The sequence below is a fragment of the Pedobacter sp. 05T44 genome, from assembly GCF_056395985.1.
In genome coordinates this window covers 133,756-144,497 of record NZ_JBFTKO010000015.1, presented here as the reverse complement: position 1 = coordinate 144,497, position 10,742 = coordinate 133,756, and the positions used below count along the sequence as shown (strand labels likewise).

Below are 10,742 nucleotides of genomic sequence, written 5' to 3'. Positions count from 1 at the left end.
CCTCTGTGTGTATAAACTTTAACTGCTTTTTCTATGGCTGAAAAGCAAATTTCTTTGATTCTTTTGCGAATTAAATCAGGAATTTTAGCAGAGGCCTTTTTAATATCAATTTGCCATTCTTTATCCAAGGTATTGGGTAAATCAATAGAAATACGGCATAGTCGTTGGTTTTCTTTTAATCTGAAATTTAAATCCAGCCATCCTCCATCAGAAATTAACCGATGATTTCTATACAAGTAAATACCCTGATGTTCAGTCCAGCCCTTTGTCATTTGGACTTGATCTTTTTCATCTTTAGACATTTTGGATTCGTGAGGCAAAATGTATGGTTGAATAACTATATTTCGCCCTTTAATTGATAATTGTTCTTCCTGCAATTCTGTTGAAGGATATTCGGAAGATATATCGAATGGGTTTACAGGGGCAACTATATCATTAAAAATTACGATTTCCAGATCATTTTTCTCTATATAGCGATGAAAAATTAATCCAAGATGTTTTTTAACGTTTTCAAATTTTCTATAAAAATTTTCTTTATCCAGATTGTGTTCGTCAGACTCCATTAGTCGGTCCATTTTCTCCCAGAGTATAACTGTTCCTTTGCTACCAAATGTCAGCTCACCTAAATTCTTCCTTGAATGATCATCAATACAGTCTCTTAATAGTGCCCAATCCTTTTTTTTAGCTATAAAATCTAAATCCCAACACCTTACAAACTCTTTTAGCTTTGTTTTTTTTGTTTTTACAGTAAGTCGTCTGCATTGAGAGAAAGAGGCGGTTTTAAGGCCTAATCCAAAACGGCCAAGATCATCATCAAGCCTTTCTTCAAGCGGGTCCAAACTACCCAACCTCATTGCATCTTTCAATTGCTGTTCATTCATTCCATCCCCATTATCCTCTATTCTTACAAAAGATGCATATCTATCTATTCCAAAAGATATATGTATTTTAGATGCTTTAGCAGAAATGCTGTTGTCAATCAAATCAGCAATTGAAGTCTCTATGGAATATCCGTAAGACCTTGCAGATTGAAATTGGTACTCAGCTTTTGGTCTTATAATATCATATTTTGCTTCTTTATTCTTCATGAGAATTGCTATTTATGAGTTATAATATTTCTTAAGTCACTTGCTGTTATAATTGTATAATGAATATCCAGTAGCTTATGACAGCTAGGGCAAACGAAAATAAAATCATCAGGATTAACCTCACGGGTTAATGATGACTCATCAATTACTCCTATGTAATGTAATTCCATCAAATCATCCCCTAAAGTTCCATATGTGTTCAATGAATTCATATTGCATACAAAGCATGTGGAGATTTCGCCTGTTTTAATAGTATTCTTTTTTAAACGTAGAGTTAGTGGGTTTAATTCCATATTTTTATGGTAATTGAATTTAAAATCCCGTTCCTTAGATGAAACATAAGGCATAATAGGTTCGGCTAATCGTTCCTCTCCTACATTATTCGTAAATTGTTTAATTAAATCAGCCTCTTCTTTCAATTTACCCCGATGCATACGGTATTCATCAAATATCGTTTTCGCCAGTTTACCAGAATTGGATAAACCATCTCCTGCATATCCGGAGTCCATCGCTTTAAAATTACCTAATCTTCTGGCAACCCCACTTGGATTTCTGAATTTCTTTATGTCAGGAATGTTTTTATGTACAGATAACTTTCTGAGTAAATCACTTAGTACAATAACTTTTTCGTTTGATTTATGCATTTGTCCTTGATCTAGGTCAAAGTACAAATCAAGGGCAAGAATCAGTTCCTGCCTAATCCAGTTCGGATTTTTGCCAGGCAGAGCAACTGACTTTTGAACTGAACCAGTGTCTTTATCATTCAAAACTATGACCTGAATTTCCCTCCAAAAATCATTTCTTTTAACATTTTTATATTTTTTATAAATATACAATGCCTCATTTGGTAAAGTCGCGGCCTGTCCACGGGCATCTTTCCAGCCGATTCGGGCGGACTTTTTTAGGTGACTATCAAATGCATCCCGGGCATTTTTCAAACTGTGTTCAAATGAAGATGGCTTTCTATTTTCTCCCAGGTTAGCAAAAAAAAGTTGATATGCATCTTTCCATGAGCTTACTTTTAACTCTATGGGAGGAGCATATTTATTTGCTTTATCTGGCGTTCCAAATTTTGAAAGGAACAAAGCAACTAACCAAAAATTTTGAGAACGTTTCATTTTTAATCCTGGATTCTAAGGCGGACAAATAAGTAATGTAATAATGCATATCCGGTATTCACACTCAAGGCATTACCTGCCTGTTTATAAAGTTGATGCTCACTTACACCCGCCGCTATTGCGTTATCGAAAAAAGGTTGATCAAAACCTTGAAGCTTTAAAGCTTCTGGTGGGGTTAACCTTCGCACAGGCTTTTTAAACAAAACTTCTTTTGCTGTTTCTTTATGAGATTGACCGTTTAAGATATAATCATCGGAATAGTAATTATCCTGGCATGCTCTATGCATTTTAACCATAGTGGCAGTTAATGTCCTAGCTATATCTAGGTCAATCTGAGATTTACTCCAGAAATTTTTAGAGCCGCCATCAAGTATGGTATGTTTTATTTTTTCGGATAGGTAGTATTTCTGGTTAGTTTCCCTCTCCAGAATATCTAAAACATTAGTGTACGTATTCAAACTATGATAATCAATATTATTAAAATTATTGACAATAGCTTCTTCGGTAAGCTCGATTTCTATTTCTTTTTTACTGCAAACAAAAAAGATGCGACTACGCCTTTGTGGCAATCCAAACGACTGCGTATCGAGTACAACATAGTTTACATATTTGTATTCATGTTCTTTGAAGAAGTTAATTATTAATTCCAGCGTTTTGCCTTTGTCATGGTTAATGATATTCCTCACATTCTCAAGGACAACAAACTCCGGCTGTTTTCCTTTTAGAATTTCATGTATACTAAAAAGTATCTTCCCTCTTTCGTCTTCCAGCCCAAGTTGTTTTCCTAATAAACTAAATGCCTGACATGGAAATCCCCCGAGTAACAAGTTAAAATCAGGTAGCTTCCGTATGTTTTCTTTATCATCTGTAAAATTGATGATATCATTCATCTGGACTTCGTCTGCTATATTATAATTAGCAGAGTATGTTGTTTTAGCATGATGGTCAATTTCTGAAAAAGCAACGCACTCAAATTGCCGATCAGTATCCAGAGATAAATGATCAGCCGCATTTCTGAAGCCTCCGATACCTGCAAATAATTCTATATATCTCATTTGTAAAATTTCATTAACTCCTGTCCTATTGTGTGGGCCATTTTTACAGGAACAGCATTACCGATTTGTTTATACGAACTATTTAATCCACCTCTGAATAAATAATCATCGGGAAATGTTTGAATTCTTGCTGCTTCCCTTGGACTTAATCCTCTGGCTTGAGTAGGATGAATATACATGTGGCAATCATATTTCATATGTGATGTGATTGTTTTTGATACTTCTGAAGATTTAAGTTTATAATACTTATCGTGAAAAATGTGGTTTCTGTTTTTGTATTTACTTAAATCCTGAATACTTTCATGAAGTGAATTAGCTCCTTCAGGCAGCCGTCTGAATATCTCCAGATCGTTTTCATTATTGTATCTTGACTTATGATTAAATAAATAAGCTGAGCCCCTGCCATTATTTATATCAGTTAAAAAAGCATTCAGAGGTACTTCTGTCTTTCTTATAGCATAACCATGTATCTCCCCGTCAACATCCGGATTCCTGATTTCAGGGTTTGTTGCAATTTCAGGTAGTCCGAACAAGGCATCTTTAAGATTATACTGGCTTTTTATTTTCTTTCTTTTAAGAAGAGTCTGTTTTACCCCCTCCATAAACATAAAATTTCTACCACCAATAAGAATGTATCTATGCCTGCTCTGAGGAACATCAAAACTTTGTGCATCGATTGTTAAAGGAGAAAACGAGTAGCTCTGTTTTGTTTTGTCATTAATATCCTTCTCAATTTCGCTTTCTACGTTTTTCATTCCCCTTACATTTTCCATGATAAAAAAATCAGGGTTTATAAGAGCAAGTAGCTCAACAAAATATTTGTATAAAATATTTCGCTTATCTTCTATGAATCTTTTTTCTTTACTTTCATCATCTATAACATAGTTTCTTCGATTAGCTTTAGAAAAACCCTGACACGGTGGCCCCCCCGCTACTAATTTAATATGTTCAAAAAGATGTTTGTAACTGTTGAAATCATTAAAAAGCTCTTGAATATCTCCGTTAAAGAAACGGTCCAGGGACAGGGTATGGTTGAAATAATAAGTTTCCAGCGCATCTAAATAGTTATCATTAACAAAAGCAGGTTCAAACCCTGCATTTATAAGCCCCTGGCTTAGTCCTCCGGCCCCGCTGAAAAAATCGGCAAATTGATATGTGGAGGTAGGATTCTTTTTCAATTCAGGTAAATACTTTTTTAAAAGAGCATGATTTTTGCCATCATTTTTTCTTATCGTTAGATAAAGATTATTCAGGAGAATAAACAATGGCTCGCCAAGACCGGATTTATATTCTACCGGAATATGATCTTTAGAAGAATTTATAATAGTAAAATGCTCACTATCCAGGATATTCTTAATTTCATTAGCTAACTGCTGGGATTTAAATTTAAACTTCTTATTATAAAATTTATAGTAAAACTCTAACATTGAGTACTTTCTTTTGGCTTGTTTAATAGATTGTGTTTGATTAATCTTCATAAGCAGAAGAATTGAAACTGCTGAAAAATGAAGAAGTGTTAATTTCTCTTTCTTGAATTATCAGAGAGATATCTCCTTTTTGATTTCTTATTTCAGCAATAGAGCTATTGCAATTATTCGCGAGAAGAGGCAATTTATCTGTTTTTTTTTCAAATGAGAGCTTTAATTCCTTGGTACGCATGGTTATAATTTTACTTATTTCCGCACTGAAATGTAAACTTTTTATTTGATTATACCAAAACTTTCTTTTAACGCTAAAAGAGTAGCTTCAATTTTGACCTTTTTCAAATCACACTCCCAAATCTCAACTATCCTCCATCCTTTCTCTATAAGTTTACCTTGTGTTATCTGGTCATTGATGATATTGGTATTGATTTTATTCAACCACCATTCTGTTCTTGTTTTAGGAACCACATAATATTTACAATCTTCATGGCCATGCCAGAAACAACCATGGACAAATATTACTGTTTTATATTTTGGTAACACTATATCGGGTTTACCAGGTAGATCGTTTACATGAATACGATAACGGAAACCGTTTTTATGTAGAAATGTACGCACTAAAAGCTCAGGGGCAGTATCCTTCCCCTTAATCTTGCTCATGTTATAAGAGCGGGTTTCCTTAGAGTGAACATCTGTCATAATTCTTTTAAACCTAACTTAACCAAAATTATTTTCTATTTAGCGAGGCAAATCTTTTTTTTAGTATAATATTCTCTAAGGAGGGAGTCTATAGTTGTAGTTTATCAGACATCCCTATTTTTGAAATATTTAACCTTCTTTTTGTATATACTTAGAAAGTCCTTTTTAATCTTATTATCCTCACAACTTTCGAATGTAATATTAGGATATATTTCATCAATTCTTATACTAGTAATAAATTCATTAGGTACATTTCTTATAAAATTATACTTGGTTATTAGCCCTCTATACACCTTAAAGTCTTTTTGTTTATTAGATGCAATTCCTGTACAATCTACGTTAAGTTCCCATGCCATCCCTAATTTACTTATACTATTAAAAAATATCAGTGTTTGTTCATAGGTTGAAAGCTGGGCTCGCAGAATTTTAACGTATTCGTATTTTTTGGCAAAAGAAATATCATTGTTGTTGTCAATATAGGTTACGATTTGAAAAAGATGTCTAAAAAAATGTCCTAATCTATACTGGTGTCCCCCGAAATATTTTGTTTTACTTTTTGAGGGGAACTTAGCAGGCAGGCCTTCTCCGATCTTATTCTCCCTTTGCCACTTGGCAGATCTTTTATTGAGTTTAGCAATCACCATTTTAATACAAGTCTCCGAATATCTATCCTTTAAAGCATCTTCTATGGAAATTTTCCCTTCCTCACTTAATCCAAAAAATAAACATAAATATGCAACATTATATAAATCTAATTTGTGTACCGGTAGATTTAATCTATCTGCAACCTCATCGATATTCTGAGCGTTCAAATTTGATATTTTATAGGCACTATTATTTTCGAATATACCCCTTATATCCTTGATGATTAAAATCATCTGTTTATGAATCTCGCGTAATGCCTTTCGACCATCATAATATACCACTTCTGCCTTGTCAGGAGCTCGCATCTTTATTGAATCGACATTATCTCTATGATATCTTATCAATTCGAAAACTCGATTTTCGAATTGATTTAAATCATAAGAATCCACCTGGTAAGTGAGTGTTTTATAAAGCAGGTATACACTAACAATTGAAAAAATCCCAGTTAAAGCAGACCCATACCCCTCAAAAACCGTAAAATCCACTGCTATGCTTTTGTTATTAGGCGGATGCTGAAATAACAATTGAATAGACAAAACCAAAAAAATAGCTACAGAAAAGTATAAGATAGTTTTTACTTTTTTTTTCATTTATCAACAATATATTAAACTCATAGACTAATTAGATTTTTTTTACAGATTATACAGGATCCATTTGCCCATCCTTTATTTCAATCTGAGAAATTATTTCGATAACAATCTCAGTCGAAACACTCTTTAATAGAAAATTATCAGTTGAGTAATCTCTTTTTGCGATGAATAGCAGAAGATGCTTTAATACATTCAAAGATAGTATTGAATAATCTACCTTTTCATTTCTAAGTAGCAAAGACAACTCCCTATCGTTAAATGAATAGGTTTGATTAGTGAAGTCGAATAAACTAGATAGCCTCGTCCTGAAATCAACCATCATTTCTTTATCAAATAAATTCTCAAGCTCTTTTTTAAATAATTTAAAAGATTCCAATTTACTAACTGGCCCACTTGAGTAGTCGTATTTAAAAATGTCCCAGTTGTTTTGAAGATTGAGGTTTTTCAAAGGATTATAATCGATATAATCTCTTCCACTATTTACTTTTTTAATTAATTGCTTTAATAACATGCCCGAAACTGGAAAGAATTCAGGAGAAAAATCCAACTTATCTGCATTTAGCTGTACAAGAACATAATACATTTCTTGATTTATTTTTGTATACGGAATACTCCACCCAGATGAACGAATTGACTGGATTGTTTTTACTTGAACTGCTAAATTCTTTCCATCTTTCTCAACTAGCAAGTCTATCGCTTTAGTATTACCGAATGTTAATGAAACATTAAACCCTCTTCTTGCAAGTTCTCCAGCTGCAAAAAACTCTCCTGCTATTCCGCTTTGAGATTTATCTAATTTTTTAAGTATTTCCCTAGTTTCTATCATGATTATTCGATAAATGGGAATTGCTTTAAGCTAAATTTTTGGAACAAAAAGGGGAAATGATCTCCCCCATTCTCCAAAAACCACTTACGTATAAGTTTATTTTTTTTAGGCTTTCCTTTACCTAATCCCTGACCCGACGGTGTGTGTAACCTAAAAGAAGGAATTTTTAGTTCATGACAAAGATCTTCTATCTTCCTAATTTGCCATTCAAAAGAATTAGGTGATACATTTAACTGGTTAGCCTTCCCTAATTTTGTAAAGTAAACCACTTCGATTCTATTTTCTTTAATATATTCAAGTACGTGATTTGTATTCCATGTAAACTCATTAAACATCTCAATTTGACTATCTAGTACAGTTTGGATTCTATTTTGATGTTCTGGGATTGTAAAATCTGCATCATTGATACTTATTAACAAATCTGTTAAAGCGATCTTATTTCTTTGAAGAAAAGCTAATTGAGTGGGTACATCTTGATGACTTATTGATCCTTCATTTGCAAAAAGAGGGAGTATTTTCCATAAGTAATTTCTACTCCTCCCATAATAGTATTTTGCAGTATTTTTTGGATGCCAACTTTGTTCTGGATTGAAAGTACCAACAATTAAAGTCTTAGCTTCCCAAGCTGGTAAAAGTCCTTTACATTCTCGTAGATGAGCACTGTGTCCAAAGAATTTATGTACACAAGTCATTATAGAATTTGTTTTTCAATTAGTACATCATTCCAACCTACATTCGGATTTTCATCAATCAATTTCTTAACTGCATCAAATCCTTTTATAAACCATTTCTCAATAGCTAATTCCATATCTGAGCTGCTCAAAAAATCGGACATTGGCTGTTCTATGGTGAAATATCCTTTTGAATTTTCGTACATAGGTAGAGAGGATAACATAGAATTAAAACTTTGAATTTTTGAGTTCTCACTATCAAGCCAGATCCAAACCATTAATATTGGTTTTGCACTAAAATCAAAACCAACGCCCAATTCACTATATCCATTCCCAATTATATTTATCTTTCGAAAGATGACACGTTTAAAGTCTCTTAATTGTTCTATAACTTTTGAGTCCTGTACTTTATTGTAGTCCCCGAAAACAGAGATAAATTGTGGTTTGATTTTTTCAAGATACGATTCCATTTTCATGAAAGCATTGTTAAAATGCTCTAGTGACAATATTTCCTGTATTGTAAAGTCTGTTGAATTACCCATTTGATTGATTTCTAAAAAGTTTAAAAATTGGCCTATGATTTCTTTGTCTTTCCATTTTCTCAAGAAATTTGCAATGTTACACCATCTAAATTGCTTAAAATCGTGGTCCGTCATATGTTTATTATCATGATATTTAGTACAATAGCGTAAATAAGTTTTGGTATAGCGACCTAGTCCATGCAAAACCTTTGAATAAGCCCACAACTGATCATAACCCTCATTTGAATGAACCTTGTTCTCTAAAAAACATATCATTTCTGAATTTTTAAAAACCATATCGATTCGACAATACAGTCTGTTATTCTCATTATAAGGATACACTACTTGAGAATCAATTTTAAAATCTTCACCCTCAACCCTCAAGACTTCATTCACAAATTCATTGGATAAATCAATATCAGAATTAAGAATAAAAACCAATATTTCAGTAGTAAAATCCTCAAGTGGAGTTTTAATCATATTCGTTCTGTAAAGTTTTAATAAAGATTGAAAAAGACTCATAAAATTATTTGTATTGATAACAGTATCTTTGATTTTGAATTAGGGTGTCTAAAAATGATAATTTACGGGTGCAAATTCTATTGAGCCATAATTAAATACTTAGCAACAATTTATCAGCTAGCTCTATTCGAATTCTTCTACTAGCCAAATCTGTTAAACGGTATTTGCCATTTTTTAGTTGAATAACCTGTCTTTTGTTGGGCGCGCATAGCCGTTGTAGATTAACAGTGACAGAAGATGAGCTACTCATTGAATGAATCCCCAACTCCTTTCTACTGAATCCATTTTCTCCTGCATAATGCAAAAGAATTAAAATTTCCTCGTCAGATTTAAGATCGGTGCGTTGAACCACCACAATATCGCCATAAACCCCAATACACGGTACATCAAACTGAAGGAGCTCTCTAATTGTTTTAGCTACCTCTTCTCTGTCACCATTCCAAAATATCCTCAGCATCTCATTCATACACCACCTAATTGATTCGATCAGATACTTTGAATCCATGTGATTTGGACTATATGTAGGAGATATATGAACGGCACCTCTGTCACTCCTAAATTTATAAATAGCATGTAAAACAGTCGATAAATGAGAGACATCTTTCCTATTAAGAAGATGTGTCACATCATTATTAATAAAATATCTTACGCAATCTTTAACTTCTTTCGTACAGCTAAGATTTCCACTATCTAGGTGATACAAAATTCTAAAAGCAATCTCTGAAAATTGACCGGCATCAAGTTCAGCAGGCTCCCAATCTCTCTGAATAAATCTTCTTTCCATAGAAATAAACTCATCAACGAATTGGGTTGCCAAAAGATGATCAAATGGTGGTGATAATTTTGCAATTAAGTTATTTTTCTCAACTAAGCCCATTTACTTTTTGGAATCTTTAATTAAGTTCTGAACAGAACTATCGCCAGCATCAGTAAGATACCAACGTCGTGGACTAGAAGTCGCATCCTCACCTACAAGAGCACCATTTCCTAATTTTACTTTGCCTAAATCTCTTGCTACGTTTCCTGAATTTATCGTTTTAGACTGTTTATAATGAGTATTAAAAGTATTGACTATTTGAGTTACGGTTAGTTCAGTGACGTTTTTTTCACTTTTAATGACATATAACAGCCACAGTGCTTTCTGTTGTTTATTCCATGTCATTAAAGGTGTACTATATTTTTTTGGGTCGTTTTTGAAATCAATTACCTCCACCTTTTGGTTCCCACTGCTGCCATTTGAAGGTATTTTTTTCCGAGTACTCTTCTTTTTTTGAGGGGAAGACAATTGTGGTAAAGAAACTTCCATTGTGTCTGCATCTTCTGTTTCAGAATTGTCACCAAGAAATTGTGGACTGGTTAGGCCCTTAATTTGATTTGTTACACTAGAAGTTATAGCAGCTACATCCTCCTTTGAGCCTTCTACTTCTAATTCAAAGCCTGTAATTTTGAGTTTAAATTTGAATTGATTTTTCGCCATGTTTGGTTAGATTGATATTTGGTGTAATACTTAAATCTCCCATAAAACATTTGCATGCGCAGAAACAAATCAACAGCACAGCGCTATCACAATAACATTGAGTGAG

At 33.2% G+C, this 10,742-nt stretch carries 12 protein-coding genes; all 12 read right to left on the bottom strand.

Annotated features, from left to right (window positions below; all coding sequences use genetic code 11):
* On the bottom strand, positions 1-1,088 hold a 1,088-nt coding region (locus AC1DDK_RS20570; RefSeq protein WP_477634026.1), incomplete at its 3' end, for an ATP-binding protein.
* An 8-nt stretch (positions 1,089-1,096) separates the two neighbouring features.
* Entirely contained in the window at positions 1,097-2,206 is a 1,110-nt protein-coding gene (locus AC1DDK_RS20565; protein WP_337717703.1) for a hypothetical protein, read from the bottom strand.
* 2 nt (positions 2,207-2,208) lie between these two features.
* On the bottom strand, positions 2,209-3,261 hold the full coding sequence (gene dcm, locus AC1DDK_RS20560; RefSeq protein WP_337717705.1) for a DNA (cytosine-5-)-methyltransferase: 1,053 nt from the start codon (positions 3,259-3,261) through the stop codon (positions 2,209-2,211).
* The gene (locus AC1DDK_RS20555; protein WP_337717706.1) at positions 3,258-4,739 is read right to left on the bottom strand and encodes a DNA cytosine methyltransferase; all 1,482 of its coding nucleotides are present in this window, start codon (positions 4,737-4,739) and stop codon (positions 3,258-3,260) included. Before AC1DDK_RS20555 ends, dcm begins: the two co-directional genes overlap by 4 nt.
* Positions 4,729-4,920 (bottom strand): hypothetical protein, encoded by a 192-nt coding sequence (locus tag AC1DDK_RS20550; protein ID WP_477612392.1) that lies wholly within the window; start codon positions 4,918-4,920, stop codon positions 4,729-4,731. The genes AC1DDK_RS20555 and AC1DDK_RS20550 overlap by 11 nt, the downstream gene beginning before the upstream one ends.
* Positions 4,921-4,961: 41 nt before the next feature.
* Complete coding sequence (locus AC1DDK_RS20545) at positions 4,962-5,384, bottom strand: very short patch repair endonuclease (protein ID WP_337717708.1); 423 nt, start codon at positions 5,382-5,384, stop codon at positions 4,962-4,964.
* Positions 5,385-5,488: 104 nt separating this feature from the next.
* The gene (locus tag AC1DDK_RS20540) at positions 5,489-6,619 is read right to left on the bottom strand and encodes a putative phage abortive infection protein (RefSeq protein WP_337717709.1); all 1,131 of its coding nucleotides are present in this window, start codon (positions 6,617-6,619) and stop codon (positions 5,489-5,491) included.
* A 49-nt stretch (positions 6,620-6,668) separates the two neighbouring features.
* Positions 6,669-7,445: a group I intron-associated PD-(D/E)XK endonuclease gene (locus AC1DDK_RS20535; protein WP_337717711.1), complete on the bottom strand. Its 777-nt coding sequence runs from the start codon at positions 7,443-7,445 to the stop codon at positions 6,669-6,671.
* 2 nt (positions 7,446-7,447) lie between these two features.
* Positions 7,448-8,137, bottom strand: a complete 690-nt coding sequence (locus AC1DDK_RS20530; protein WP_337717713.1) for a hypothetical protein — start codon at positions 8,135-8,137, stop codon at positions 7,448-7,450.
* Complete coding sequence (locus AC1DDK_RS20525; RefSeq protein ID WP_337717714.1) at positions 8,137-9,117, bottom strand: PD-(D/E)XK nuclease family protein; 981 nt, start codon at positions 9,115-9,117, stop codon at positions 8,137-8,139. Before AC1DDK_RS20525 ends, AC1DDK_RS20530 begins: the two co-directional genes overlap by 1 nt.
* Before the next feature lie 133 nt (positions 9,118-9,250).
* Positions 9,251-10,036 (bottom strand): hypothetical protein, encoded by a 786-nt coding sequence (locus AC1DDK_RS20520; RefSeq protein ID WP_337717716.1) that lies wholly within the window; start codon positions 10,034-10,036, stop codon positions 9,251-9,253.
* Positions 10,037-10,636 (bottom strand): hypothetical protein, encoded by a 600-nt coding sequence (locus AC1DDK_RS20515; protein WP_337717717.1) that lies wholly within the window; start codon positions 10,634-10,636, stop codon positions 10,037-10,039.
* Positions 10,637-10,742 lie beyond the last annotated feature (106 nt).

Excerpts from the sequence above, each read along its gene's own strand:
- AC1DDK_RS20565 (WP_337717703.1), bottom strand. The coding sequence starts at position 2,206 with ATGAAACGTTCTCAAAATTTTTGGTTAGTTGCTTTGTTCCTTTCAAAA.
- AC1DDK_RS20525 (WP_337717714.1), bottom strand. The coding sequence starts at position 9,117 with ATGATTAAAACTCCACTTGAGGATTTTACTACTGAAATATTGGTTTTT.
- AC1DDK_RS20520 (WP_337717716.1), bottom strand. The coding sequence starts at position 10,036 with ATGGGCTTAGTTGAGAAAAATAACTTAATTGCAAAATTATCACCACCA.
- AC1DDK_RS20545 (WP_337717708.1), bottom strand. The coding sequence starts at position 5,384 with ATGACAGATGTTCACTCTAAGGAAACCCGCTCTTATAACATGAGCAAG.
- AC1DDK_RS20530 (WP_337717713.1), bottom strand. The coding sequence starts at position 8,137 with ATGACTTGTGTACATAAATTCTTTGGACACAGTGCTCATCTACGAGAA.
- AC1DDK_RS20550 (WP_477612392.1), bottom strand. The coding sequence starts at position 4,920 with ATGCGTACCAAGGAATTAAAGCTCTCATTTGAAAAAAAAACAGATAAA.
- AC1DDK_RS20540 (WP_337717709.1), bottom strand. The coding sequence starts at position 6,619 with ATGAAAAAAAAAGTAAAAACTATCTTATACTTTTCTGTAGCTATTTTT.
- AC1DDK_RS20555 (WP_337717706.1), bottom strand. The coding sequence starts at position 4,739 with ATGAAGATTAATCAAACACAATCTATTAAACAAGCCAAAAGAAAGTAC.
- AC1DDK_RS20535 (WP_337717711.1), bottom strand. The coding sequence starts at position 7,445 with ATGATAGAAACTAGGGAAATACTTAAAAAATTAGATAAATCTCAAAGC.
- dcm (WP_337717705.1), bottom strand. The coding sequence starts at position 3,261 with ATGAGATATATAGAATTATTTGCAGGTATCGGAGGCTTCAGAAATGCG.
- AC1DDK_RS20515 (WP_337717717.1), bottom strand. The coding sequence starts at position 10,636 with ATGGCGAAAAATCAATTCAAATTTAAACTCAAAATTACAGGCTTTGAA.